Annotated in this window: 26 protein-coding genes and 1 pseudogene; 12 read left to right on the top strand and 15 right to left on the bottom strand. The window is 64.2% G+C overall.

Features of this window, described 5'->3' with window-relative positions:
* Positions 1–12 precede the first annotated feature (12 nt).
* The 13 genes from bioA to ACUN9Y_RS06280 all read right to left on the bottom strand — a co-directional run bounded on the left by bioA (position 13) and on the right by ACUN9Y_RS06280 (position 10,470).
* Entirely contained in the window at positions 13–1,284 is a 1,272-nt protein-coding gene (gene bioA / locus ACUN9Y_RS06220) for an adenosylmethionine--8-amino-7-oxononanoate transaminase (RefSeq protein ID WP_445459823.1), read from the bottom strand.
* 95 nt (positions 1,285–1,379) lie between these two features.
* A complete protein-coding gene (locus ACUN9Y_RS06225) occupies positions 1,380–1,901 on the bottom strand; it encodes a hypothetical protein (protein ID WP_445459824.1) in 522 nt (173 codons plus the stop codon).
* A 123-nt stretch (positions 1,902–2,024) separates the two neighbouring features.
* Entirely contained in the window at positions 2,025–2,294 is a 270-nt protein-coding gene (locus ACUN9Y_RS06230) for an HPr family phosphocarrier protein (RefSeq protein ID WP_445459825.1), read from the bottom strand.
* 2 nt (positions 2,295–2,296) lie between these two features.
* Positions 2,297–3,190, bottom strand: coding sequence for an RNase adapter RapZ (gene rapZ, locus ACUN9Y_RS06235; protein ID WP_445459826.1), 894 nt, complete (start codon positions 3,188–3,190; stop codon positions 2,297–2,299).
* A gap of 54 nt (positions 3,191–3,244) precedes the next feature.
* On the bottom strand, positions 3,245–3,730 hold the full coding sequence (gene ptsN / locus ACUN9Y_RS06240) for a PTS IIA-like nitrogen regulatory protein PtsN (protein ID WP_445459827.1): 486 nt from the start codon (positions 3,728–3,730) through the stop codon (positions 3,245–3,247).
* Between the two features lie 6 nt (positions 3,731–3,736).
* A complete protein-coding gene (gene hpf / locus ACUN9Y_RS06245; protein ID WP_445459828.1) occupies positions 3,737–4,045 on the bottom strand; it encodes a ribosome hibernation-promoting factor, HPF/YfiA family in 309 nt (102 codons plus the stop codon).
* A 270-nt stretch (positions 4,046–4,315) separates the two neighbouring features.
* Complete coding sequence (locus tag ACUN9Y_RS06250) at positions 4,316–5,734, bottom strand: RNA polymerase factor sigma-54 (protein WP_445459829.1); 1,419 nt, start codon at positions 5,732–5,734, stop codon at positions 4,316–4,318.
* 277 nt (positions 5,735–6,011) lie between these two features.
* On the bottom strand, positions 6,012–6,737 hold the full coding sequence (gene lptB / locus ACUN9Y_RS06255; RefSeq protein ID WP_445459830.1) for an LPS export ABC transporter ATP-binding protein: 726 nt from the start codon (positions 6,735–6,737) through the stop codon (positions 6,012–6,014).
* Positions 6,734–7,270, bottom strand: a complete 537-nt coding sequence (lptA, locus tag ACUN9Y_RS06260) for a lipopolysaccharide transport periplasmic protein LptA (protein ID WP_445460078.1) — start codon at positions 7,268–7,270, stop codon at positions 6,734–6,736. Before lptA ends, lptB begins: the two co-directional genes overlap by 4 nt.
* On the bottom strand, positions 7,270–7,848 hold the full coding sequence (gene lptC / locus ACUN9Y_RS06265; RefSeq protein WP_445459831.1) for an LPS export ABC transporter periplasmic protein LptC: 579 nt from the start codon (positions 7,846–7,848) through the stop codon (positions 7,270–7,272). Before lptC ends, lptA begins: the two co-directional genes overlap by 1 nt.
* A gap of 15 nt (positions 7,849–7,863) precedes the next feature.
* Positions 7,864–8,424 carry a KdsC family phosphatase gene (locus ACUN9Y_RS06270; protein WP_445459832.1) on the bottom strand — a complete coding sequence of 187 codons (561 nt, stop codon included), beginning with the start codon at positions 8,422–8,424 and terminating at the stop codon, positions 7,864–7,866.
* 69 nt (positions 8,425–8,493) lie between these two features.
* The gene (locus ACUN9Y_RS06275) at positions 8,494–9,489 is read right to left on the bottom strand and encodes a KpsF/GutQ family sugar-phosphate isomerase (RefSeq protein ID WP_445460079.1); all 996 of its coding nucleotides are present in this window, start codon (positions 9,487–9,489) and stop codon (positions 8,494–8,496) included.
* A 39-nt stretch (positions 9,490–9,528) separates the two neighbouring features.
* Positions 9,529–10,470 (bottom strand): calcium/sodium antiporter, encoded by a 942-nt coding sequence (locus ACUN9Y_RS06280; protein ID WP_445459833.1) that lies wholly within the window; start codon positions 10,468–10,470, stop codon positions 9,529–9,531.
* A gap of 163 nt (positions 10,471–10,633) precedes the next feature.
* On the opposite strand from ACUN9Y_RS06280, the gene ACUN9Y_RS06285 reads away from it, so the two are divergent.
* From ACUN9Y_RS06285 to hisD, 9 genes are all read left to right on the top strand, one after another.
* Positions 10,634–11,446, top strand: a complete 813-nt coding sequence (locus ACUN9Y_RS06285; protein WP_445459834.1) for an ATP-binding cassette domain-containing protein — start codon at positions 10,634–10,636, stop codon at positions 11,444–11,446.
* Complete coding sequence (gene mlaE, locus ACUN9Y_RS06290) at positions 11,443–12,225, top strand: lipid asymmetry maintenance ABC transporter permease subunit MlaE (RefSeq protein WP_445459835.1); 783 nt, start codon at positions 11,443–11,445, stop codon at positions 12,223–12,225. The genes ACUN9Y_RS06285 and mlaE overlap by 4 nt, the downstream gene beginning before the upstream one ends.
* Before the next feature lie 17 nt (positions 12,226–12,242).
* Positions 12,243–12,707 (top strand): outer membrane lipid asymmetry maintenance protein MlaD, encoded by a 465-nt coding sequence (gene mlaD, locus ACUN9Y_RS06295; RefSeq protein ID WP_445459836.1) that lies wholly within the window; start codon positions 12,243–12,245, stop codon positions 12,705–12,707.
* Positions 12,708–12,736: 29 nt separating this feature from the next.
* Positions 12,737–13,393 (top strand): MlaC/ttg2D family ABC transporter substrate-binding protein, encoded by a 657-nt coding sequence (locus ACUN9Y_RS06300; protein WP_445459837.1) that lies wholly within the window; start codon positions 12,737–12,739, stop codon positions 13,391–13,393.
* Positions 13,390–13,722, top strand: a complete 333-nt coding sequence (locus ACUN9Y_RS06305) for an STAS domain-containing protein (RefSeq protein ID WP_445459838.1) — start codon at positions 13,390–13,392, stop codon at positions 13,720–13,722. The genes ACUN9Y_RS06300 and ACUN9Y_RS06305 overlap by 4 nt, the downstream gene beginning before the upstream one ends.
* Positions 13,723–13,944: 222 nt before the next feature.
* The gene (locus ACUN9Y_RS06310) at positions 13,945–14,199 is read left to right on the top strand and encodes a BolA family protein (RefSeq protein ID WP_445459839.1); all 255 of its coding nucleotides are present in this window, start codon (positions 13,945–13,947) and stop codon (positions 14,197–14,199) included.
* Positions 14,200–14,211: 12 nt separating this feature from the next.
* Positions 14,212–15,474 (top strand): UDP-N-acetylglucosamine 1-carboxyvinyltransferase, encoded by a 1,263-nt coding sequence (gene murA, locus ACUN9Y_RS06315; RefSeq protein ID WP_445459840.1) that lies wholly within the window; start codon positions 14,212–14,214, stop codon positions 15,472–15,474.
* 167 nt (positions 15,475–15,641) lie between these two features.
* A complete protein-coding gene (gene hisG, locus ACUN9Y_RS06320) occupies positions 15,642–16,295 on the top strand; it encodes an ATP phosphoribosyltransferase (RefSeq protein WP_445459841.1) in 654 nt (217 codons plus the stop codon).
* A gap of 191 nt (positions 16,296–16,486) precedes the next feature.
* Positions 16,487–17,806, top strand: a complete 1,320-nt coding sequence (hisD, locus tag ACUN9Y_RS06325; protein ID WP_445459842.1) for a histidinol dehydrogenase — start codon at positions 16,487–16,489, stop codon at positions 17,804–17,806.
* A 473-nt stretch (positions 17,807–18,279) separates the two neighbouring features.
* Here hisD and ACUN9Y_RS06330 read toward each other — a convergent pair.
* Positions 18,280–19,500, bottom strand: a pseudogene (locus ACUN9Y_RS06330) (Do family serine endopeptidase); the annotation flags it as partial.
* Between the two features lie 114 nt (positions 19,501–19,614).
* On the opposite strand from ACUN9Y_RS06330, the gene ACUN9Y_RS06335 reads away from it, so the two are divergent.
* Positions 19,615–20,376 carry a Nif3-like dinuclear metal center hexameric protein gene (locus ACUN9Y_RS06335; protein WP_445459843.1) on the top strand — a complete coding sequence of 254 codons (762 nt, stop codon included), beginning with the start codon at positions 19,615–19,617 and terminating at the stop codon, positions 20,374–20,376.
* Positions 20,377–20,514: 138 nt separating this feature from the next.
* On the opposite strand, the gene ACUN9Y_RS06340 is transcribed toward ACUN9Y_RS06335, so the two are convergent.
* Positions 20,515–20,952 (bottom strand): YhcB family protein, encoded by a 438-nt coding sequence (locus ACUN9Y_RS06340; RefSeq protein WP_445459844.1) that lies wholly within the window; start codon positions 20,950–20,952, stop codon positions 20,515–20,517.
* 243 nt (positions 20,953–21,195) lie between these two features.
* Between ACUN9Y_RS06340 and zapE the strand changes: the two genes are divergently transcribed.
* On the top strand, positions 21,196–22,368 hold the full coding sequence (gene zapE / locus ACUN9Y_RS06345; protein WP_445459845.1) for a cell division protein ZapE: 1,173 nt from the start codon (positions 21,196–21,198) through the stop codon (positions 22,366–22,368).
* A 239-nt stretch (positions 22,369–22,607) separates the two neighbouring features.
* A complete protein-coding gene (gene rplM, locus ACUN9Y_RS06350; RefSeq protein WP_445459846.1) occupies positions 22,608–23,036 on the top strand; it encodes a 50S ribosomal protein L13 in 429 nt (142 codons plus the stop codon).
* Positions 23,037–23,047 lie beyond the last annotated feature (11 nt).

Consider the following 23,047-nt stretch of genomic DNA (forward strand, 5'->3'; position numbering starts at 1 on the left):
CAGGGTATCGACTCAGCGCGTGAGGAAGGGCGCCTTCATGGCATCGATGATCTGGCGCATTTCATCGTCGCGGGTGATGTAGGCCGGCATGGTATAGAGCCAGCGACCGAAGGAGCGTAGCCAGACGCCGCGCTGGCGGGCCATGGCGGCGGCATCTTTCAAGGCGCTGGCGTCATGGACCTCGATCACGCCGGTGGCCCCGAGGGTGCGAACATCGGCCACCGCGGGGTGGCTACGCAGCGCCTCGTCGCCGGCGAGTTCCTCGACGAGGATCGCGTTGAGCCGGGCGATGCGGTCGAGATAGTTGTCTTCCTCGAAGACCCGGAGGCTCTCTAGTGCCACGCGACAGGCCAGGGGGTTGCCCATGAAGGTGGGGCCGTGCATGAAGGCGTGCAGGTCGCTGTCGCCGATGAAGGCGTCATGCACGCGGTCGGTGGCGAGGGTCGCCGCATGGCCGAGATAGCCTCCGGTGAGTCCCTTGGACAGCACCATGATGTCGGGGCAGACGCCGGCATGATCCGCGGCGAACAGGCGCCCGGTGCGGCCAAAGCCGGTCGCCACCTCGTCGAACACCAGCAGTACGTCGAATTCATCGCACAGCGCCCGGGCGCCGCTCACGTAGCGTGGCGACGTCATGTTGAGTCCCCCCGCTGCCTGCAAGAGGGGCTCCATGAGCAGCGCGGCGATCTCGTGATGATGCGCCTCGAGCACGCGGCGCAGGGCCATGAGGTCGGCGTCGACTTCCTCGAGAGTGGCATCGTAAGGCGCTGTCGGGGCCGGGGCAAAGTGGTGCTGTGGCAGGTAGCCGGCAAACAGCGAGTGCATGCCTTCCTCGGGGTCACACACCGCCATGCAGCCGGCGGTATCGCCATGGTAGGCCTTCATCAGTGACAGCATGCGGTGCTTCTCGGGCCGTCCCTGCAGGTGGTGGTACTGCACCGCCATCTTCATCGCGACTTCCATGCCGACCGAGCCGCTGTCGGAATAGAAGACATGCTCGAGGCCCGCAGGGGTAATGCGCACCAGTTCCCTGGCCAGTTGGTCGGCAGCGTCGTGGGTCAGACCGCCAAGCATGACGTGGCACAGGCTATCGGCCTGTTGCTGGATCGCCCTGACCAGACGCGGGTGTCCGTAGCCGTGGATCATGCACCACCAGGAGCAGGTCGCATCGAGCAGTCGCTCGCCGCTATCGAGCTGAAAGTGCGCGCCTTGACCGCCGACGACCCGGGGTGCGGGTGTCTGGGTCTTGAGGTGGGCGTAGGGGTGCCAGACGGGGGAGGACATCGCGACTCCGTAGCGTGGTGGCCGACCCGCAGGGAGGGGGTGGCACTGGTAAACTTAAATTCACCGATTAAGTTTACCAGTGCTGCGACCGAACGTCAGCGCTCGGCGTTCACCGCCGCGAGGAAACGCTCGAACAGGAAGCCCTCCTCGTCCTTCAGGGAGCGCCCAAGGCAATCGATGAACTCACGCTTGGGGTAAGTGAAGACCCGCGGAGCCTTGTAGGCGTCCAGATCGATGGCGACGATCTGTCCGTCCTTGACAAGAAAGTTGTTGGTATGTAGGCCGCGGCAGTGAATGCGGTCATGGTAGAGCGCGATGAGGATGTCCAGATAGCGCTGTTGCAGGCCCGGATCGTCAAGGATCAGGCGTTTTAGCGCCATGCCATGGATGTTGGCGGTGACCAGGCGATAGCGCTGGCTCTCGACGATTCTCGGCGTGGCGATGCCGAGACGCGCCAGGCGCGCGGCCACATAGCGAAAGTTGTGGCCGGGGTAGCGGCGAATGCCGAGCCGATAGCGCCAGCGATCCGAGGGCTTGGGGGAAAACGTCTTGATGAACACGTCCTGTTCCGGGTCGAAGTGGACCTCGGTGTACTTGCCGGTCTGAATCAGTTGCATGGGCGCAGTCTTGGTCGTGAAGGCGTGGGTGGTCGGGTGCCGACGTCGGCGGGTGCGGGCTGGTTGACAAGCATCATGGTAGTGAGGCGATCGCCGCGGCCGATCTGGGGCAGACGGGGCCGATCAGACGTCTTCATCGAAGCGGGCGTCGAACAGCGCCTCGACGGCGTCGAGGGTGGCATCGGCATCGTCACCTTCGGCTTCCACCACCAGCTCGGTGCCGCAGGGAGCGGCGAGAATCAGTAGCGACATGATATTGGCGGCGTCACCCTTGAGCGTGCCGTGATGAACCGTGACTCGGGCAGCGAAGGGTTGGCAGCACTGTACGAGGCGAGTGGCGGCCCTGGCGTGAAGGCCGCGTTTGTTGGTCAGGGTCAACAGGCGCCGCGGCACGATCAGGCTCCCGGGGTCTCGACGGCGGCGCCAAGGCGTCGCTGCTGGCCGAGTTCCCGATGGCGCAGCCGCACCCGCGGGTGGCTCTCGGCCAGGGCGTGGCCCAGGCGTTCGGCGAGATATACCGAGCGATGCTGGCCGCCGGTACAGCCGATGGCCACGGTGAGATAGCTGCGCTGGCTGGCTTGGTACTCGGGCAGCCACTTTTCCACCCAGGCCAGGATGTCGGTGTACATCTCGTCGACCACGCTATAGCTTTCGAGGAACGCGATGATCGACGCATCGCTGCCGGTGGAATCACGCAGGGTGGGATCCCAGTACGGATTGGGCAGGCAGCGGGCATCGAAGACGATATCGGCATCGGGGGGGACGCCGCGCTTGAAGCCGAAGGATTCGACCGTCAGGGTCATCTCGGCGGCGCTGTGTCCGGCGACCTGATCGGCGATTCGGCCGCGCAGCTCGTGGACCGACAATCGCGTGGTGTCGATCAGCAGGTCGGCGAGGTCGCGGATGCCGGTGAGTGCCTGCTCTTCGGAGTCGATGGCCTCGGCCAGGGTCAATTGCGTGTTGCGCGTCAAGGGGTGCCGACGCCGGGTATGGGAATAGCGTTCGAGGAGCACGCGGGCATCGCTGGTCAAATAGACGACCTGGCAGTCGATGGCGCTGCGCTTAAGATCGGCCAGCAGACCCGGAAAGCGCTTGAGCGCCTCCGGCAGGTTGCGGGCGTCGATACTGACGGCGATGCGGCGCGAATGGCCGTTTTCCAACTCCTCGACCAGTGCGCCCAGTAGCATCGCCGGGAGGTTGTCGATGGCGTAGAAGCCGAGATCCTCAAGGGCCTGCAGGGCAATCGACTTGCCCGAGCCGGAACGGCCGCTGATGATCACGAGCTGCATGGCATCTTTCTCCTGGTCGAAGCGGGCCCGGTCGGGCGCCGCGACGCGGCCTGCTCAGCCGCTGACGTCGTTGTCGGGGGCGTGGTGATGGATGGCTTGCTGCAAGCGCTCGTGCAGTTCGCGTTGGGAACTGGCGTGACGCAAGCGCTGGCGAGTCTCGGCATCGTTCATCACGCCGGCGACCTGACCGAGCAACGCAAGGTGGGCGTCGTCGGCCTCCTCGGGCACCAGCAGCACGAAGACCAGGTCGACGGGTTCGCCGTCGATGGCGTCGAAGTCGATGGGCTCGGCGAGCTTGAGAAAGCCGCAGATCGGCGCCTTGCAGTGCGGGCTGCGGGCATGGGGAATGGCGACGCCATTGCCGATGCCGGTGCTGCCCAGGCGCTCTCGGCCAATCAAGCGGCTGAAGACTTCCTGGCTATCCAGGCTAGGGGTGTTTTGCGCGATGAAGGTGCTGAAAAACTCCAGCACCCTCTTCTTGCTGCCTCCCGGCACATCGTAGAGCGTGCGCTCGGGAGGAAGAATGGCGTCCAGTGTCATGAGGGATCAGCGAATGCCGGCGCCTTGGGCGCGGGCCTGTGATTTTTCCTTATGCTTGACCAACTGGCGATCCAGCTTGTCGGCAAGCGCGTCAATGGCGGCATACATGTCAATGTCCGTGGCATCCGCATGCAGGTCGGCGCCGGCGGCGTGAAGCGTGCAGGCGGCGAGCTGGCGTTCTTTTTCGACGGAGAGAGTCACCTGAACGTTGGTAATATTATCGTAGTGACGCTCAACGCGAGCGAGCTTCTCCTGTACATAGTCACGCAGGGGGTCGGTCAGTTCCACATGATGGCCAGTGATATTGACTTGCATGACACGCTCCTTGCTCTTGCGGGTGATGGCTCGATTGTAACCCTTTTTCCGATCCTGCAAACCCCCTGTCATCCACTCGTCAAAATTGCCCGGCAATGGCGTTTTTTCAAGGGGTTGTGCTTTTGTGGCAAGTGGGCTATAGGCGCTCGGCCGGTGCCTGGCTGACCGCTGGTTGGTACCGGAAGGGAGCATCGTCCAGGGCGATACGCAACGCTCGACAAGCGTCAGGGCGGCGCATCTTTTCCGGGGTGGGTGGCCTTTCCCTGCCCGTCACCGCAACCGCTTGCGCTCGCTGGAAGAGCGGATGTTCATCGCTTCGCGGTACTTCGCCACGGTACGCCGTGCCACGTTGACGCCATCTTCGGCCAGCAGGTCGACCAGCTTGCTGTCGGAGAGTGGCTTGCGTGGAGGCTCATCGTGAATGAGCTTCTTGATCCTGGCTCGGATGGCGGTGCTGGAATGGGCATCGCTACCGCCGTCGCCACCCACCTGACTCGAGAAAAAGTACTTCAACTCGAAGACGCCCCGTGGGGTATGCACGAATTTCTGCGTTGTGACGCGGGAGATCGTCGACTCATGCATCTCCACCTTGTCGGCGATATCGGCGAGTATCAACGGTCTCATCGCGGCTTCCCCGTGGTCCAGGAAGTCGATCTGGCGGACCATGATCTCGCGCCCGACCTTGAGCAGCGTGTCGTTGCGGCTCGACAGGCTTTTCATCAGCCAGCGGGCTTCCTGGAGATGATCCTTGAGGAACTGGTTGTCCTGGCTCTTGTCGGCACGACGTATCAGGGCGGCGTAGTCGGGCTGGATGCGAAGCCTGGGCATGGCGTCGGGATTCAGCTCGACTTGCCAGCCCTCGCGGGTGTGTCGTACCACGAGATCCGGGATGACGTAGGTCGAGCCGCTGTCGCCGAAACCACTGCAGGGGCGAGGGTCGAGGCTGCGGATCAGGTCGATGACCGCATCGAGCTCGCTATCCTCGAGCCCGAGTCGGCGCTTGAGCAGGCGACGGTCGTCGCCTGCCAGGGCCTCCAGGAACTGGCGTACCAGTCGGCCGGCCTGAGGCAGCAAGGCCGTGTCGCGGGGCAGGGCGTCGAGCTGAAGCATCAGGCACTCGCGAAGGTCTCGGGCGAAGACGCCGGTGGGCTCGAAGCGCTGCAGGCGGGTCAATACGCCTTCCACTTCGATCAGCTCGAGATCGCCCAGGTCTTGGCGCTTGAGGCCCTCGTGAATGTCCTCGAGGGATTGGTCGAGATAGCCATCGGCGTTGGTCGCGTCGATCAGGCTCTCCGCGATCTGGACGTCGCGCGCCGCGATGTCGAGCATCGCCAGTTGCCAGAGCAGGTGGTCGTGCAACGACTGGCCGTCCGGCTGGCGCTCGAAATCCGGGCCCTCGCCACTGCCGGCCGGGGAGGTGCCCAGGTCCTGATAGGTATCCGACCAGTCACTGTCCACGGTCAACTCGCTCGGAATCTCGTCGGACCAGTCGTCGTCGGGCGCCTCCTTGACCGCTTGCTCGCCGAACTCGTCCTCGAGTTCGAGCATGGGGTTGGTCTCCAGCGCCTGCTGGATTTCCTGACGCAGATCCAGAGTGGAAAGCTGCAGCAGGGCGATCGCCTGCTGCAGTTGGGGAGTCATGGTGAGCTGGGTGCCGACACGCAGTTGCAGCGACGCCTTCAAGGACATGCGGATAATCCACTCGACTTACGGAAAGGTCCACCCTAGCCCCCAGTGCTTGACCATGCAAGGCTCTTGCCAACATAAGATGTTAACGCAAGGAAGTGCGTGGTCGAGATCAGAGACGTTGCCCAATGCGGAGCACCCGGGCGGTCTCCCGCGGGGGCTCGCAAAGCCTCGCCGAGGCGCGCCAGAGGAGGCTTCGTGGCGGGGGAGAGGCGTTATTCGGCCGACAGGATCCGGCGTGGCGCTTGGTACCACACCGTCGTCGCGGCCCCGGCGGTTGTCAGAGCCTGAAGTTCTCGCCGAGGTAGACTTCCTTGACCTTCTGGTTGGCGAGAATGGCATCGGCGCCGCCTTCGGCGATGATCTGGCCGTCACCGACGATATAGGCATGATCGCAGATGTCCAGCGTATCGCGGACGTTGTGATCGGTGATCAGGACACCAATGTCGCGAGCCTTGAGCTGGCGAATGATGGTCTTGATCTCACCCACCGAGATCGGGTCGACGCCGGCGAAGGGTTCATCGAGCAGAATAAAGGCGGGTTCCGTGGCCAGCGCTCGAGCGATCTCGACCCGTCGACGCTCACCGCCAGACAGGCTCATGCCTGGATTGTCGCGAATGTGAGTCACGTGAAAATCCTCGAGCAGCTGCTCGAGGCGCGACTCGCGGCCGCCGCGATCCAGATCCTTGCGTGTCTCGAGAATCGCCATGATGTTGTCGGCCACCGACAGCTTGCGAAAGATCGAGGCTTCCTGGGGCAGGTAGCCGATGCCGGCAAGGGCCCGTTCGTGCATGGCGGCGCGGCTCAGGTCCTGGTCATCGATGGTGACCGTGCCCGCATCGGCGCGCACCAGGCCGACGATCATGTAGAAGGAAGTCGTCTTGCCGGCCCCGTTGGGTCCGAGCAGGCCGACGATGCTGCCTTGGGCGATGGACAGGCTGATGTCCTGGACCACGCGGCGACGCTTGTAGCTCTTGGCCAGGTGGCGGGCGTGAAGTGTCTTCATTGGCTGCCTTGCTGCTCCGGCTCCAGGGTCATGCGAATGCGCTGGGTACCATCGACGCCCTCGGCGCTGGAGCGAGCCTGTACCACACGGCGATCGAGAAAGTACTCGAGGTAGGCACCATCGAAGGTGTCGTTGGCCTTGTGCAGCTCGGCCTCATTGATCAGCTCCATGCGCCGCTCTGCGACGTGGTAGATCACCGTACGTCCCCAGCCTTTGACCACCGGTTCTTCGGGAGAGGGTTTCTGTTCGAGGTAGGCGCGCTGGCCGGTGGCCGTCGCCCGGGTCAGCTGTCCTTGGTCGTTGCGCTGGATCTCTACCCGGTTGCCGGTGAGGATCATGCTGCCCTGGACAATACGAACGTCGCCCGTATAGACGGCCGTGCCGGCACGATCGTCGAGATCGAGGCGATCGGCTTCGACCTGAATCGGGGCGCTGCGGTCACTTTCCAGGGCGAAGACAGAGGGGCTGGCGAGGCCGGCGGCCAGGCCTGCTCCCAGGCATAGGGAGAGCAGGTGGGCGGGTCGCAATCGCATCATTGAGCAGACTCCTCTTGGGGTTTGGGCGGATGGTAGCCGGTCACATTGTCGGTCAGTCGGGCGCGGTTGTCATGGATCCAGGCGTCGAAGCGATCACCGACCATTTCCTGTGGGGGCTGGCGCAGCACGGCCCGGGTCTCGCTCCAGGCGTGACCGTCGGTGTTGTCATAATGGAGAGTTTCGGTGTCCAGTCGCCATCGCTCGGCTGGCGCCTCCAGATGGGCATTGCCGGTCAGTGTCAGGGGGTTGCCGTCCGGACCCAGCACGCCTTGCTCGGCGCTGGCAAGCCAGTTCCTGCCGCTGTCATCGATCAGGGCGATATCGGGCGTCTCCAGGCGGGTGACATCATCCAGCGGGGTATGTACCAGGCGTGGTGTGTCGACGCGCTGGTGGGGCTGACCGTCGGCGTCGAAGCGCGTCAGGCGCGCATTTTTCAGGTAGTAGTCGGGCTCGCCCGCCTGATCCTTGGGGATCAGGTTCGGTACCGAAGCATCGTGTGGGTCGAGCAGCGCAAGGCCTGCCCCAAGGGCCAACAGCAGGAGGACCAGCCAGAAGCGAAAACCCGGTCGCAGCATGCGCCAATTCATCGTTTAGTGACCGCCGTGCAGGTAGGTGTCGAGCACGCTGCCCCAGTGGCCCTGGGCCATCAGCAACTGGTCGCAGATCTCACGTACGGCACCCTGCCCGCCGCCGGCGTCGGTGACCCATTGGGCATGTTCACGCAGGTAGCTAGGCGCCCCGGGCACGGTGATACCGACGCCGCTGGCACAGATGCAAGGCAGATCTGGCAGGTCATCGCCGCAGTACGCCACCTGAGTGAGGTCGATGCCAAGCCGCTCGCACAATGCCTTGAGCTGAGGCAGCTTCTTCTCGACGCCCTGATAGACATGCACGATGCCGAGCGCTTTCGCCCGCTGGGTAACCATGGGCGATTCGCGGCCGGTGATCAGGGCGACCTCGATGCCCGCGCGTTTGGCCAGCTTCAGGCCGTGCCCATCCAGGGTGTTGAACGCCTTGGTCTCGATGCCGTCGGCCTGAAAATACAGGCGGCCGTCGGTCATGACGCCGTCGACGTCCAGTGCCAGCAGTCGCACTCGGCGCAGGGGGTCGACGAGGTCCTGGGGGAGGGAAGGGGCGGCTAGGTTGGGCATCGCACTATCCTTGAGCTTGGGAAACGAGTGACGTCGGCGCGTGCGTGTGCACCCCGCGGCGAAGCGGGGTCAGATCACACCGCTGGCGAGCAGATCATGCATGTGCAGGGCGCCGACCGGATACCCCTGGTCGTCCACCACCGCCAGTGCCGTGATCCGGTTGTCCTCCATCAGGCGCACCGCCTCCGCGGCCAGCGTTTGCGGGCTGACTCGACGGCCGGGGCTGGTCATCACGTCATCGACCTTGAGGCCGCTGAAGTCCTGATACTGATCGAGGGTGCGCCGCAGGTCGCCATCGGTGTAGACGCCGGACAGGGTACCATCGCTGGCCACCACGCAGGTGAAACCGAGTCCTTGCCGAGTAATCTCGAGCAGGGCGTCGCGCAGCGGGCTGCCTGCCGGCACCGTCGGCAGGCGATCGCCGTGGTGCATGAGATCGCCTACGGTCAGCAGCAGGCGCTTGCCTAGGCTGCCACCGGGGTGCGAGCGAGCGAAGTCTTCGGCGGTAAAGCCCCGCGCTTCGAGCAGGGCCACCGCCAGGGCGTCACCGAGCGCAAGGGCCGCCGTCGTCGATGACGTCGGTGCCAGATCCAGTGGGCAGGCCTCGCGCTCGACTGCGGCATTCAAGTGCGCCTCCGAATGGCGACCCAATGTGGATTGAGGGCGTCCGGTCATGCTGACCAGAGGGATGCCCATGCGCTTCAGCAGCGGGAGCAGCGCCGTGACTTCGGCGGTTTCGCCGGAGTTCGATAGCGCCAGTACCAGGTCGCCCGGGGTGATCATGCCGAGGTCGCCGTGGCTGGCTTCGCCCGGGTGGACGAAGAACGCCGGCGTGCCGGTACTGGCGAGGGTGGCGGCGATCTTGCCGCCGATATGGCCAGATTTACCCATGCCGGTGACCACGACGCGTCCACGGCAGGCCAGGATCAGCGCGCAGGCGCGATCGAAGGCGTCATCGAGTCGCTCGATCAGGGCGCCGATGGCTTCCTGTTCGAGCTCCAGGGTCCGGCGCGCGCTGTCTCGCAAGGAGAGCGCTGGCGTTTGCGGTGAGGAATGCTCAGTCATGGTCATGATTGTTGCCGTTTGCGGTGATTCCCACAAGAGTCAGGCCGCACCCGAGGTGCCGAGCCAGCCGAGGTAGGCGATATAGGACAGGGTGAAGACGGCGCCGATCAGGCGTCCCACTCGTCCGCGACGCTGCCAGAGCAGCACCGCGGCCAGGGCAAGGGTCAGTATCAGCATGACCGGATAGTCGCGACTCGCGGCGGCCGGATCGGTGGCGCCCGGTGCCAGCAGTCCCGGTATGGGCAGGACGGCGAGCATGTTGAACAGGTTGGAACCGATGACGTTGCCGATCGCCAGGTCATGGTGACGTTTCAGGGCGCTGGCGATGCAAGCGGCCAGTTCTGGCAGGCTAGTGCCGATGGCGACCACCGTGAGGCCTATCATCAGTTCACTGACGCCCAGATCGCGTGCTAGTTGCGTGGCTCCCCACACCAGCGCACGCGAGCTTGCGATCATGATGACAAGGGTCAAGGCCAACCATATCAGTGCCTTGCCGAGCGCCATCCCCGGTATCTCGGCGCCGTGGTCGGTGTCCGCGGTGTCGGCGCGAAACAACCACCACAGGCTGAGCACCAGAAGGGCCAGCAGCAGCAGTCCGTCGAGGCGACCCAGCTGCCCATCGGCCAGCGCATAGCCGGCGAGCCCGGTGGCACCGAGCAGCAGCGGCAGCTCGCGACGCACGATGGTGAAGCGTACCGGGACCGGTACCACCATGGCGGTGATACCCAGTACCAGCGCGATGTTGGCGATGTTGGAGCCGAGCGCATTGCCGGTGGCGAGGTTCGGCGCCCCGTCCAGCGATGCCATGATCGAGACCACGATCTCGGGGGCAGATGTGCCGATCGAGACGATGGTCATCCCCACCAGCATGATGCTCATTCCGGCGCGATAGGCCGTGGCGGCGGCGGCGCCGACGAAGCGATCGGCGCTCCAGAGAAGGCCGAAAAAACCAAGTAGGACAACGAGTATGGGTACCAGCATGGACAGCGTCAGTCGAGGTGGCGGAAAGGGCGCCCATTGAACCTTCTGGCCGTTCTGCGCGCAAGCGCGCAACGGGTGGCGCTGGCGTGGGCAAGGAGCGTTAAGATACGATGTTCGATAATTGGCTTCGCTCGCTACTCAATTTTGACCTAAAGGGATCGCGATGATGGCTTCCTCATTGGTGGAGGTGGAGAACCTGCATTTCTCCCGCGGCGACCGTGACATTTTTCGCGGCGTCGATCTCTCCATCCCCCATGGCAAGATCACCGCTATCATGGGGCCCAGCGGCACGGGCAAGACGACCCTGCTCAAGCTGATGGGCGGTCAGATCACTCCGGATTCCGGGCGGGTGATGATCGCCGGTCAGGATGTGCATGGTTTGTCGCGCAAGGCGCTGTTTCGCATGCGCCGACGGATGGGCATGTTGTTTCAGAGCGGGGCCCTGTTCTCGGACCTTAGCGTGTTCGAGAACGTGGCTTTTCCGTTGCGTGTGCATACCGACCTGCCGGAAAGCATGATTCGAGACGTGGTCCTGATGAAGCTCGAGGCCGTTGGCCTGCGTGGTGCCCGTTCGCTGATGCCTGCCGAGCTGTCGGGGGGCATGACCCGGCGGGTTGCGCTGGCGCGTGCCGTGGCGCTGGACCCCGAGTTGATCCTCTACGACGAGCCCTTCGTGGGGCAGGATCCGATCTCGATGGGTGTGCTGGTTCAGTTGATAAAGCGGCTGAATCAGGCCTTGGGCTTGACCGCGGTCGTCGTCTCGCATGACATCAAGGAAACGTTGTCCATCGCCGATTACGTCTACGTGATTGCCGATGGCCGAGTCATGGCCCATGGGACACCGGAATCATTGGATGTCGAGCAGGATGCCCGGGTCAGTCAGTTCGTCCATGGTGAGCCTGACGGACCGGTGCCGTTTCATTATCCGGCCAACGATTTTCATGATGACATCCTGGGTCAGGGAGGCAGGCGATGATCGATCGAATCACCCGGCTGGGGCGCAAGGGCTGCGACCTGCTGGAGGCGGTGGGCCGTGCTGGCCTGTTCCTCGGTCAATCGCTGTTCGGGCGGCCTTCGGGCGAAGGGCTGCGCCTGTGGATGGTCCAGATGCACATGATCGGCGTCATGTCGCTGGCCATCGTGCTGGTCTCTGGGTTGTTCATCGGCATGGTGCTGGCGCTGCAAGGCTATACCATTCTGGTCGGGTTCGGTGCGGAGCAGGCGCTGGGTCAGATGGTGGCGCTGTCGCTGTTGCGTGAACTCGCCCCGGTCGTGGCGGCGCTGCTGTTTGCCGGTCGGGCGGGCTCCGCGCTGACCGCGGAAATCGGCCTGATGAAGGCCACCGAGCAGCTCACCAGCATGGAGATGATCGGCGTCGATCCGCTCCGGCGGATCGTGGCGCCGCGGCTGTGGGCGGGGTTTCTATCGCTGCCGCTGCTGACGATCGGGTTCAGTGTCGTCGGGATCTGGGGGGGCTATCTGGTGGGCGTCGAGTGGCTGGGCGTCTTCGAGGGGTCCTATTGGGGCAACATGCAGGCCAGCGTCGCTTTCGTCGCGGACATCGGCAACGGTGTGGTCAAGAGCCTGGTGTTTGCGCTGGTTGTCACCTGGATTGCCGTGTTCCAAGGCTATGACCTGATTCCCACTTCGGAGGGTATCTCCCGGGCAACCACCCGGACTGTGGTCTACTCATCCCTTGCCGTGCTGGGCTTGGATTTTGTGCTCACCGCCATGATGTTCGGTGGGCTTTCCTGATTCTGCGGAGACTGTCGATGAAGCGCAGCAAGACGATGGAGTTTGGTGTAGGCCTGTTCATGCTGGCAGGCATCCTCGGGCTGGTGTTCCTGGGGTTGAAGGTGAGTGGCCTCGATCTTGAGCGTGCCGATGACACCTTTGAGTTGAAGGCCAACTTTGCCAACATCGGTGGTCTCAAGCCACGCGCCAAGGTCACCATGGCCGGCGTGACGGTGGGGAGGGTCGAGAGTATCGACCTCAACACCGAATGGTATGACGCCGAGGTGGTCATGTCGCTGGACAGCGAGCTCGACGGCATGTTGCCGGATGACAGCACCGCGGCGATCCTGACCTCGGGGCTGCTCGGCGAGCAGTACATCGGTCTGTCAGTCGGCGGCTCCCCGGAAATGCTGGCCCAGGGTGAGGCCATTCGCGATACCCAGTCGGCGCTGGTACTCGAGGAACTCATTCAGCAGTTCGTGTCCAATCTGGTCAAAGACTGAGCCGGCAGCCACCGGCACCAAGGAGAGTCATGATGACGACCGTGAAGCCTCTGATGGCCCGTTTTCACAAGATGTTGATGGCACTGTTGCTGGTGCTGGCGAGCGTTCCCGCCTTGGCCCAGCAATCCCCCGATCAACTGATTCGCTCGAGTATCGATGACCTGATGGGCATGATCGACGGCCGTGAGTCGTACTTCATGTCGCATCCGGATGAGCTTAAGCAGATGGTCGATGAGAGCCTGCGTGGCGTCGCCGACTTCCGCTATATCGGCGCCAGCGTCATGGGGCGTTACTTCAACAACGCCACCCCGGCGCAGCGCTCGCGCTTCGTCGATGTGTTCAAGCAGACCCTGCTCGATACCTACGCCAAGGGCCTGATCACCTTCGAGTACAGCGAGATTCGTGTGCTCGACCAGCAATCGGCGGCTCGCTATGAGGACCAGGATAGCGTCGACATGGAGATTGTCGGTACCGACGGCGCGGTCTATCCGGTCAGCTATACCCTGCGCCAGTCCAACGGCCAGTGGAAGGTCGTCAACGTGATCGTTAACGGCATCAACCTCGGCCTGACGTTCCGTAACCAGTTTGACCAGGCCATGCGTCAGTACAATCGCGACTACGATGCCGTGATCAATAGCTGGGCGCCTGAACTCGCCGTCGATGAGCTGGAGCGTGGCGGCGCATGAAGGTGCTGATGAGCATGGACGATGCCCGTCTGGAAGCCAGTGAGACGTCTCTGCGGGTCTGTGGAAGGGTCAACTTCGACGGCGCGGCCGAGATGGCCGAAGCCGGACGCGAGTGGCTCGAAGCTCGGCAGCAGGGGGAGTCCGTGCGGCTGGATCTCGGCGACGTCGAGCAGGTCTCGAGCGCCGCGCTGAGCGTGATGCTGGAGTGGCTACGCGCCATTCGCGAGACGGGCTTGCGTCTCGAAGGCGTTGAGCTGTCGCCGGCTCTGCAGCGTCTGACTCGGCTCGCGGGTATCGACAGCCTGCTGCCCGCCAGCGTCTCGACCTGAGGCAACGGGCGGCGCGCCAGTGGCCGCCGTGCCCGTTTGCGGCAAGGGTCGTTCGGGGTTCACCACGGCGTTTCCTCTCCCAAGCGAGGGCCTAGATGGCCCTCGCTTGGCGTTCGCCATCGCCAAGCGCGACGCTTTTCATTACCATAGCCCCCCATCGTGATTTGTGCGCGCGCCGGCCTCGAGCCGGCGCGACCCGTGAACCCTTCAAGGAGCCCGTGCATGCAACCCAGCGACGTCAAGGCGCTGCTCGAAAGCCGAGTGGAAGGCTGTGAATTTCATATCCAGGGTGAAGGCTGCAATTTTCAGGTCGTCGCCGTGGGAGAGCGGTTCGGTGAGCTGTCGCCGGTCAAGCGTCAGCAGGTGATCTACTCGGCGCTGGCCGAGGAAATCGCGTCCGGTGCGCTGCACGCGGTCAGCATCAAGACGTACACCCCCTCCCAGTGGCAGTCCGCGGCGGAAAACCCGGGGACCTGACGGTAACCTTGCATGGATAAACTGATCATTACCGGCAACGGACCCGCCGAAGGCGATGTCTGGGCCAGCGGCGCCAAGAATGCGGCCCTGCCTATTCTATGTGCCACGCTACTGTCTGAGGAGCCGGTGACCATCGGCAACCTGCCTCACCTGCAGGACATCACCACCACGCTGGAGTTGCTTGGCCATATGGGCGTGCAGGCGGTGATGGGTGAGAAAATGAGCATTCAGCTCAACGGCGCTCAGGTCACCGATTGTCATGCTCCGTATGAACTCGTGAAGAAGATGCGGGCCTCGATTCTCGTGCTCGGGCCGTTGCTGGCACACTTTGGCAAGGCCGATGTGTCGCTGCCGGGAGGCTGTGCCATCGGATCCCGGCCAGTGGATCTGCATATTCGTGGCCTCGAAGCCATGGGCGCCGAGATTCGTGTCGAGGCCGGCTACATTCGGGCCAGCAGTGATGGGCGCCTCAAGGGCGCGACCATCTTCTTCGACACCGTGACCGTGACCGGTACCGAAAACCTGCTGATGGCGGCGGCCCTGGCCGACGGCACCACGGTACTGGAAAATGCGGCCCGTGAGCCGGAGATCGTCGATCTGGCCGAGTGCCTGATCAAGATGGGCGCCGATATTCGCGGCCATGGCAGCGACACCATCACCATCGAAGGGGTGGAGCGCCTGCATGGCGCGCACCACGATGTGATGCCGGATCGCATCGAGACAGGCACCTTTCTGGTGGCGGCGGCCTTGTCGCGCGGGCGGGTCAGGGTACGTCGTACCCGGGCCGATATTCTCGAGGCGGTACTGGCCAAGCTCGAGGAGGCCGGGGCCAAGATCACTACCGGCGACGATTGGATCGAGCTCGATATGGAAGGGCGCCGGCCCAAGGCGGTCAACATTCGCACCGCGCCCTATCCGGCCTTCCCGACCGATATGCAGGCTCAGTTCGTGGCCATGAACGCGGTGGCCGAGGGCAACTCCCGGGTGGTGGAGACGATCTTCGAGAATCGTTTCATGCACGTGCAGGAACTCAATCGCATGGGCGCTCAGATTGCGCTGGAAGGCAATACTGCGGTGATCAATGGCGTCGAGCGCCTGTCCGGCGCCCCGGTGATGGCCACCGACCTGCGTGCCTCGGCGTCGCTGGTGATAGCGGCGATGATGTCGGAAGGCGAGACCCTGGTCGACCGCATCTATCATATCGACCGTGGCTACGAGTGCATCGAGGAAAAGCTGCAACTGCTGGGCGCGCGGATCAAGCGCATTCCGGGCTAGGCGATCGCGACCGACGTCCAGGGCCGCGCCGGTTGGCCAGCGGCCTTGGGGGGCTTCGCCCAGTCACTGTCATCACGCTAAAGCCCGCATGCAAGCCCGCATGCAAGTCCGCATAACAAGCCCGCACACCAAGGCCGCGTGCCAAGGCCCGATAATCAGGCGAGATCATGAGCAAGCAATTGATACTGGCGCTCTCCAAGGGGCGCATCCTGAATGAGACCCTGCCGCTGTTGGCCGACGCCGGCATTCGTCCCGTCGAGGATCTCGGCAAGAGTCGCAAGCTGTTGTTCGATACCAACTTGAGCGATGTGAAGCTGGTGGTGATTCGCGCCACCGATGTGCCGACCTACGTTCAGCTGGGGGCCGCCGATCTGGGGATCGCCGGCAAGGACGTGCTGCTCGAGCATGGCGCCGAAGGGCTCTACGAACCCCTGGATCTGGAGATCGCTCGCTGCAAGCTCATGACCGCTGGGCTCAAGGGCGCCGAGCCGGCCAGGGCCCGGCGCCGGGTCGCGACAAAGTTCGTCAATGTGGCCAGGCGCTACTACGCCGAACAGGGCATTCAGGCCGAGGTGATCAAACTCTACGGTGCCATGGAGCTTGCCCCCTTGATGAACCTCGCAGACGAGATCGTCGATATCGTCGACACCGGCAACACCCTGCGTGCCAATGGCATGGAGCCACGGGAGATGATGGCCGATATCAGCACTCGGCTGGTGGTCAACCAGGCGGCCATGACGATCAAACACGATCGGTTGAAGCCATTGATTGCGCGTTTGCGCGAAGCGGTGGCGGCGCGACGCCCGGCCCAGACCGGCTGAGCAAGACCGGCCGAGCAAGACCGGCCGAGCAAGACCGGCCGAGCAAGACCGGCCGAGCAAGACCGGCCGAGCAAGACCGGCTGCGCCCGGCCCGCCGAGACGGCCTCTTGGCGGGTGGCCGACAGATTGCGCTCACCAAGCGCTACGACGCTCATCGAGCGAGAACGGACAGCACACAGGAAGCCCCTCAGATGACCCAATCTGCCCCGGAAATCGCGGTGACTCGCCTTTCTACCCGTGACGCCGACTTCGACGCGTGCCTGTCGAGTCTTCTGGCCTGGGAGGGGGTCTCGGACCACCGCGTGCAGCAGAGCGTGGCGGAAATACTGGCGCAGGTGAAGGCGAAGGGCGACGAGGCCCTGGTGGCCCTGACGCGTCGCTTTGATCGTGTTGATGCGACGACCATGGCGGAGCTTACGATCGGGCCTGAGCGTCTGCAGGCGGCTTTCGACGGCCTCGGCGACGAACAGCGCCAGGCGCTGACGGTCGCCGCTGAGCGTGTGCGTCACTATCATGAACAACAGAAGCCGACCTCATGGCAGTACACCGAAGCCGACGGTACTGTGCTTGGGCAGAAGGTCACGCCGCTCGACCGTGCCGGCATCTATGTGCCGGGTGGAAAGGCGGCCTACCCGTCGTCGGTGTTGATGAATGCGTTGCCTGCACACGTGGCGGGGGTCAGGGAGATCGTCATGGTGGTGCCAACGCCCGACGGGGTGGTGAACGACCTGGTGCTCGCTGCGGCGCACCTGGCCGGCGTCGATCATGTGTTCACGGTCGGCGGCGCCCAGGCCGTGGCGGCCCTCGCCTATGGTACCGAGAGCGTGCCCCGGGTCGACAAGATCGTGGGGCCCGGCAATATCTTCGTGGCAACGGCCAAGCGGGCGGTCTTTGGTCAGGTGGGGATCGACATGATCGCCGGGCCCTCGGAGATCCTGGTGGTGTCTGACGGCCACACCGATCCGGAGTGGCTCGCCATGGATCTCTTCTCCCAGGCCGAGCACGATGAAGATGCCCAGGCGATCCTGGTCAGTTGGGACGAAGCGCATCTCGATGCGGTGCAGGACGCCATGGCGAGCCTGTTGCCGAGTCTCGAGCGAGAACCGATCGCGCGGGCATCGATGGCCGCTCGTGGGGCCCTGATCGCCTGCCGCGATGTCGGTGAGGCGGTCGAGCTGATCAATCGCATCGCGCCCGAGCATCTGGAGTTGTCGGTGGCGGATCCCGAGGCGCTGCTGCCGCAGGTGCGCCACGCCGGTGCTGTCTTCATGGGGCGTTACACCGCGGAAGCCCTGGGTGATTATTGCGCCGGACCGAACCACGTGCTGCCGACGTCAGGGACCGCGCGCTTCTCGTCGCCGCTTGGCGTCTACGATTTCCAGAAGCGCTCCTCGATCATTCACTGTTCGGCCGAAGGCGCATCGACGCTGGGTCGCACCGCGTCTGTGCTGGCCCGTGGAGAATCGCTGACGGCTCACGCGCGAAGCGCCGAATACCGTATTCGTGATTGAAGGTGGCAGGGTAGGCGCGATGGCAGCAGCAACCTGCCAGCCTGTCCGCAAACGCCCCGGCTTTCGCCGGGGCGTTTGCGTTGGTGCTGATAGTGCTGATCGTGCGGGGAGGCGACACGCCGTCCTCTGCGTCGGAGGTTCGCTGGGTATTCGCCGGGCTACTGGCCGGACGGTTCGGCGGGGCTCTCGCCGGGGCTTTGATCAGGGCTCTCAACGGGGCTTTGACCGGGGCTTTGATCAGGGCTCTCGTCGAGGCTCCCACCGGGGCTTTGATCAGGGCTTTGATCAGGGCTTTGATCAGGGCTTTGATAGGGGCTCTCGCCGGGGCTTTGATCAGGGCCCTGGTCACGGCCTGTCCCGTCGCCAATATCCGGTGCTGGCGCATCGAGCGGCGGCACGATGGCGTCAGGGGCGTCGGGTTCGAGCCGGCGTGATTCGGGAGCGTTCGGCTGTGGGGTGAGCTGCAGCCCCTGAGAGCTGGGTGTCGGGCGCTCGCCGACCATCAGTTCCACCTGGGTCGGCTCGCCGTTGCGGGCCACCGTCACGGCCAGGGGCGTCCCGGGTGCCACCGCGGCGATGTCGCTCATCGTGCGCCTGGGGTCGATCACCGCGCGGCCATCGACTTCCAGCAACACATCCCCCGGGACCAGCCCTGCCTGGTCGGCCGGGCCTCCCGACACGACGCCGGCGATGATCACTCCGGCGGGGACCTTCAGGCCGAAGGAGGCGGCAAGCTCCTGGTTGAGCTCCTGGGCTTCGATGCCGAGCCAGCCACGGATCACGCGGCCTTGGGTGACCAGCTCATCGAGGATATTGCGCGCCAGGTTGGCGGGGATGGCGAAGCCGATGCCCTGGGAGCCGCCGGAGCGAGAGAAGATGGCGGTGTTGATCCCCACCAGGGCGCCTTCTGGATTGATCAGGGCGCCGCCCGAGTTGCCCGGGTTAATCGCGGCGTCGGTCTGAATGAAGTCTTCGTAGGCGTTGAGGCCGAGGTGGCTGCGCCCGGTGGCGCTGATGATGCCCATGGTCACGGTCTGGCCAACGCCGAAGGGATTGCCGATGGCCAGCGCCACGTCGCCCACGGCGACCATGCGCGAGTCGGTGAGCTCGATCACCGGCAGGTCCTCCAGATCAATCTTGAGGACCGCCAGGTCGCTTTCCGGGTCGGTGCCGATCACTTCCGCTAGCGTCTCCCGGCCATCGCGCAGCGCCACCTGGATCTCGTCGGCGCCGCTGATCACGTGGTGGTTGGTCAGGACGTAGCCATCATCGCTGACGATCACGCCGGAACCGAGGCTCGACAGCATGCGTTGGCGGGAGGGCATGTTGTCGCCGAAGAACTGGCGAAAGAAGGGGTCCGACATCAAAGGGTGGGTGTCGCGCTCCACCACCCGTGAAGAGTAGACGTTGACGACCGCTGGCGCGGCGCGTTCCACGGCTTCGGCGTAGCTCGCCGGCCCCTGGCGGCGCTCGAGAGGCCCGGCTTCCTGAACCTCCGGGGCAGGGCGTTCGGGGACCTGCTGCTGGGGACCGACGGCTCGGCCGCTACCGTCGAGCGACGGAGCGCTGATGACCGGGTGGTCGGGTGCCGACGCCATTCGACCGAGGCGCTCGGGGAAGGCATTGAGCAGCACGATAGCGAGCAGGACGCCGATGATGACCGGCCAGAGATAGGGCAGCAGGGTGCGTCGCATGCGGCGAGGATCCTTGTCGCGTGGCGGAGTCGCAGGCCGTGGAGGGGCCAAGTACAATGGGCTCATTGTACCATCGCGAATCCCTTGTATGTCCGAAGGATGCCAGGAGAAACCATGATCGACCGTGATGAGTTGGTGAGTGCCTGTGACGAATTGCTCGGCACCGCCCGGTTCCAGGATTACACCGAGAATGGCCTGCAGGTGTCGGGCCGATCGTCGGTGACGCGGGTGATGACCGGAGTCACGGCGTGTCAGGCACTCCTCGATGAGGCGGTAGCCTGGGAGGCGGACCTGATCCTGGTGCACCATGGCTATTTCTGGAAGAACGAGCCGGTGGCGGTGACCGGCATGAAGCGTCGGCGACTGGCGACGCTGCTGGGGCACGATATCAATCTGCTGGCTTACCATCTGCCGCTGGATGCTCACCCCGAGCTTGGCAACAACGCCATGCTGGCCCGTCGTCTAGGGCTTCAAGTGGAAGGGACCATCGATGCGCCGATGGGGCAGGGGCTGTTGTGGCGCGGACGTCTCGGCGAGGCCATGACGGCGGTCGAGCTCGAAGCCCTGATCGGGCAGCGCCTGGAGCGCAAGCCGCTGCTGATCGAAGCGCCCGAGGCAGGGGACATCACCCGGGTGGCCTGGTGCACCGGCGGGGCCCAGGACATGATCGCCGCCGCTGCCGAGGCGGGAGCCCAGGCTTTTATTTCCGGCGAAATTTCCGAACGCACCACGCACCTGGCCCGGGAAATGGGGATCCACTACCTCGCCGCAGGGCACCACGCCACCGAACGCTACGGCGTTCAGGCGCTGGGCCAGTGGTTGGGGGAGCGGTTCGCGGTGGAGCATCGCTTCGTGGATATCGACAACCCGGCCTGACGGTCATCTGGCGACGGCTGTCGTCAGGCAGGTCTGCTCGGCCCCGCCGCCAGAATCCTGGCCAGGGTCGCTGCGCAAGAGGAGCCCAGGCGCTTTAGCCCGGGCGCTCGGCGCGGTCGTGCACTGCCACGAGAGGTGTCAGTAGCGTTGGGGGTGGGGGCTGTGCTCTTCTTCCCCGGCCTTGCGCAGACCGAAGTCCTCGGACAAGGTGCCGCGATTGCCGTCGGCGTAGTCGCGTGGCACCGCAATGTCCTCTTCCTCTTGTGTGGCGGGGACCTCGGCGATCGGTGCTGCGATGGCGTCGCTGCCGAGTCGTCGGGCCGAATCATCGAGCGCTTGGCGCAGGCTCTGGCCGTCTTCCACCAGGCGATGCACCAGCTCATCCATGCCGCGCAGGTGCTCATCGACGCCGTCTTTCCATTCGGTGAGCTGACGCTCTCGCTCGGTCAGTCGCAGTTTCAGTCGTTGAGCATTGCGCGCGCCGGCATTGAGCAGGTGGTAGCCCAATGCACCGATGCCGGTTCCAGCCACCAGGCAGGCCGCCGCCAGCACCATGTTGATGTTGCTTGCTTCCACTGTGTTCTCCCTGAGGGCTATCAAACGATTCGACGCCTGTGATGGGTCGTGCCACCGGCCTGGCCGGGTGCCCATTATAGGCGTTAGGCGTCGGAAGGGGTCAACGTCGCTGGGCTGCGGTGTTCACTTATTTAGCGAGCGCCAGTGTGTTTGAGAGCCCGCGCCGGCCAGGTCCGCTGCCAAGAGGCGGATCGCTGGGTATAATGGCGCCTTTCACTCTTCTGATTCGAGTCAGGATGGACCATGACCGCCACGTCACCCAAGCTCAACCCCGACCGCCCCGAGACGCCCATGGAGCGCTATCGGCGTGACCTGGAGCGCGAGGACTTCACCCACGACCCGGCGCAGGCCAATGCCGTCGAGCACCTGCAGCGCCTCTACGATGCACTGGTGGCATCGCCGGAACCCTCGCCGCCGGCCGCATTGACGGGAGGGTGGAAGTCGCGGGTCAAGGGGTTGTTTGGGCGCCAGGAAGCGCCCGCCGAGCCCGTGGTGCCGGACATCCAGGGACTCTACTTCTGGGGCGGCGTCGGTCGTGGCAAGACCTACCTGGTCGATACGTTTTACGAGTCCTTGCCGTTTCCGCGCAAGATGCGCACCCACTTTCACCGCTTCATGCAGCGGGTACACAGCGAGTTGACCCACTACAAGGGGCACAAGAACCCGCTGCAGCTGATCGCGGCGAAATTTGCCGACGAGGCGAGGGTCATCTGCTTCGATGAATTCTTCGTCAAGGACATCACCGATGCGATGATCCTCGCCAACCTGCTCGAATCGCTGTTCGAACACGGCGTGGTGCTGGTCGCGACCTCCAATATCGTGCCCGACGAGTTGTACAAGGATGGCCTGCAGCGAGCGCGCTTTGTGCCGGCAATCGCGCTGCTCAACCGACATTGTCGCGTGGTCAACGTCGACTCGGGGGTCGACTATCGCCTGCGAGCCCTCGAGCGTGCCGAAATTTTCCATTCCCCGCTGGACGAGGCGGCCGACCGGGAGCTTGCGCGCAGCTTCTGCGAGATCGCCGGGCAACAAGGTGAGCCGAAGGCGCCGGTCGAAGTGAATCATCGGGTGCTGCATGCTCGCTACCTGCATGAGGACGTGGTCTGGTTCGATTTTCTGGAATTGTGTGATGGCCCGCGCAGCCAGAACGACTACATCGAGCTTGCCCGGGAGTTTCATACCGTTATCGTGTCCTCGGTGCGTCGCATGAGCGGTGCCAGCGATGACCAGGCACGGCGCTTTATCAATATGGTCGATGAGTTCTATGACCGAGGGGTCAAGCTGCTGATGTCGGCGGAAGTGCCGGCCGAACAGTTGTACCAAGGGGGCAAGCTCGACTTCGAGTTCGAGCGCACCCTGTCGCGGCTGCAGGAAATGCAGTCGCGGGACTATCTGGCGCTGGCGCATAAGCCGTGATCGTTCGGTGCCGCGTTGCACTCCGTGCGGGATGCCTGGCAAGGGGGTTACGTTCCCCTGCCGGGTCGTGTAGAATGCGCGCTCGCTCGACCGTTGCGCCGGGTGCGTGATGCTGTCTTCGGGGCACTCCGGGTCAGCGCCTGCATGCGGGCAACCAAGAAAAATAGGGAAGATCCGATACCGGTCGCGCCATGCGTGGCTCGGACAGGATCCAATACATCGAATTGGTGATTTCATCCATGAAGACGTTCAGTGCTAAGCCGCAGTCCGTCCAGCGCGACTGGTATGTCGTCGACGCCGCGGACAAGACGCTCGGTCGCCTGGCCACCGAGATCGCTCGCCGCCTGCGTGGCAAGCATAAGCCCGAGTACACACCCCACGTGGATACCGGCGATTACATCGTCGTGATCAACGCTGAGAAGGTGAAGGTCACCGGCAACAAGACCAGTGACAAGATGTACTACCGCCACACCGGTTACCCCGGTGGCCTGCGTTCCATGAGCTTCGAGCAGCTGATCGGTCACGCGCCAGAGCGTGTCATCGAAGGCGCCGTGAAGGGCATGCTGCCGAAAGGCCCGCTGGGTCGTGCCATGCACGCCAAGCTGAAGGTCTATGCCGGCACCGAACACCCGCACGCTGCCCAGCAGCCGCAAGAACTGAACCTCTGAGGGAGTCGTCG

The organism is Halomonas sp. V046 (assembly GCF_052645355.1).

Excerpts from the sequence above, each read along its gene's own strand:
- mlaD (WP_445459836.1), top strand. The coding sequence starts at position 12,243 with ATGAAGCGCAGCAAGACGATGGAGTTTGGTGTAGGCCTGTTCATGCTG.
- ACUN9Y_RS06335 (WP_445459843.1), top strand. The coding sequence starts at position 19,615 with ATGATCGACCGTGATGAGTTGGTGAGTGCCTGTGACGAATTGCTCGGC.
- ACUN9Y_RS06285 (WP_445459834.1), top strand. The coding sequence starts at position 10,634 with ATGATGGCTTCCTCATTGGTGGAGGTGGAGAACCTGCATTTCTCCCGC.
- ACUN9Y_RS06310 (WP_445459839.1), top strand. The coding sequence starts at position 13,945 with ATGCAACCCAGCGACGTCAAGGCGCTGCTCGAAAGCCGAGTGGAAGGC.
- ACUN9Y_RS06225 (WP_445459824.1), bottom strand. The coding sequence starts at position 1,901 with ATGCAACTGATTCAGACCGGCAAGTACACCGAGGTCCACTTCGACCCG.
- ACUN9Y_RS06305 (WP_445459838.1), top strand. The coding sequence starts at position 13,390 with ATGAAGGTGCTGATGAGCATGGACGATGCCCGTCTGGAAGCCAGTGAG.
- ACUN9Y_RS06250 (WP_445459829.1), bottom strand. The coding sequence starts at position 5,734 with ATGTCCTTGAAGGCGTCGCTGCAACTGCGTGTCGGCACCCAGCTCACC.
- bioA (WP_445459823.1), bottom strand. The coding sequence starts at position 1,284 with ATGTCCTCCCCCGTCTGGCACCCCTACGCCCACCTCAAGACCCAGACA.
- ACUN9Y_RS06300 (WP_445459837.1), top strand. The coding sequence starts at position 12,737 with ATGATGACGACCGTGAAGCCTCTGATGGCCCGTTTTCACAAGATGTTG.
- hpf (WP_445459828.1), bottom strand. The coding sequence starts at position 4,045 with ATGCAAGTCAATATCACTGGCCATCATGTGGAACTGACCGACCCCCTG.
- ACUN9Y_RS06280 (WP_445459833.1), bottom strand. The coding sequence starts at position 10,470 with ATGCTGGTACCCATACTCGTTGTCCTACTTGGTTTTTTCGGCCTTCTC.
- zapE (WP_445459845.1), top strand. The coding sequence starts at position 21,196 with ATGACCGCCACGTCACCCAAGCTCAACCCCGACCGCCCCGAGACGCCC.
- rapZ (WP_445459826.1), bottom strand. The coding sequence starts at position 3,190 with ATGCAGCTCGTGATCATCAGCGGCCGTTCCGGCTCGGGCAAGTCGATT.
- ACUN9Y_RS06270 (WP_445459832.1), bottom strand. The coding sequence starts at position 8,424 with ATGCCCAACCTAGCCGCCCCTTCCCTCCCCCAGGACCTCGTCGACCCC.
- mlaE (WP_445459835.1), top strand. The coding sequence starts at position 11,443 with ATGATCGATCGAATCACCCGGCTGGGGCGCAAGGGCTGCGACCTGCTG.
- murA (WP_445459840.1), top strand. The coding sequence starts at position 14,212 with ATGGATAAACTGATCATTACCGGCAACGGACCCGCCGAAGGCGATGTC.
- lptA (WP_445460078.1), bottom strand. The coding sequence starts at position 7,270 with ATGCGATTGCGACCCGCCCACCTGCTCTCCCTATGCCTGGGAGCAGGC.
- ACUN9Y_RS06275 (WP_445460079.1), bottom strand. The coding sequence starts at position 9,489 with ATGACTGAGCATTCCTCACCGCAAACGCCAGCGCTCTCCTTGCGAGAC.
- ptsN (WP_445459827.1), bottom strand. The coding sequence starts at position 3,730 with ATGACACTGGACGCCATTCTTCCTCCCGAGCGCACGCTCTACGATGTG.
- hisG (WP_445459841.1), top strand. The coding sequence starts at position 15,642 with ATGAGCAAGCAATTGATACTGGCGCTCTCCAAGGGGCGCATCCTGAAT.
- lptC (WP_445459831.1), bottom strand. The coding sequence starts at position 7,848 with ATGCTGCGACCGGGTTTTCGCTTCTGGCTGGTCCTCCTGCTGTTGGCC.
- lptB (WP_445459830.1), bottom strand. The coding sequence starts at position 6,737 with ATGAAGACACTTCACGCCCGCCACCTGGCCAAGAGCTACAAGCGTCGC.
- hisD (WP_445459842.1), top strand. The coding sequence starts at position 16,487 with ATGACCCAATCTGCCCCGGAAATCGCGGTGACTCGCCTTTCTACCCGT.
- rplM (WP_445459846.1), top strand. The coding sequence starts at position 22,608 with ATGAAGACGTTCAGTGCTAAGCCGCAGTCCGTCCAGCGCGACTGGTAT.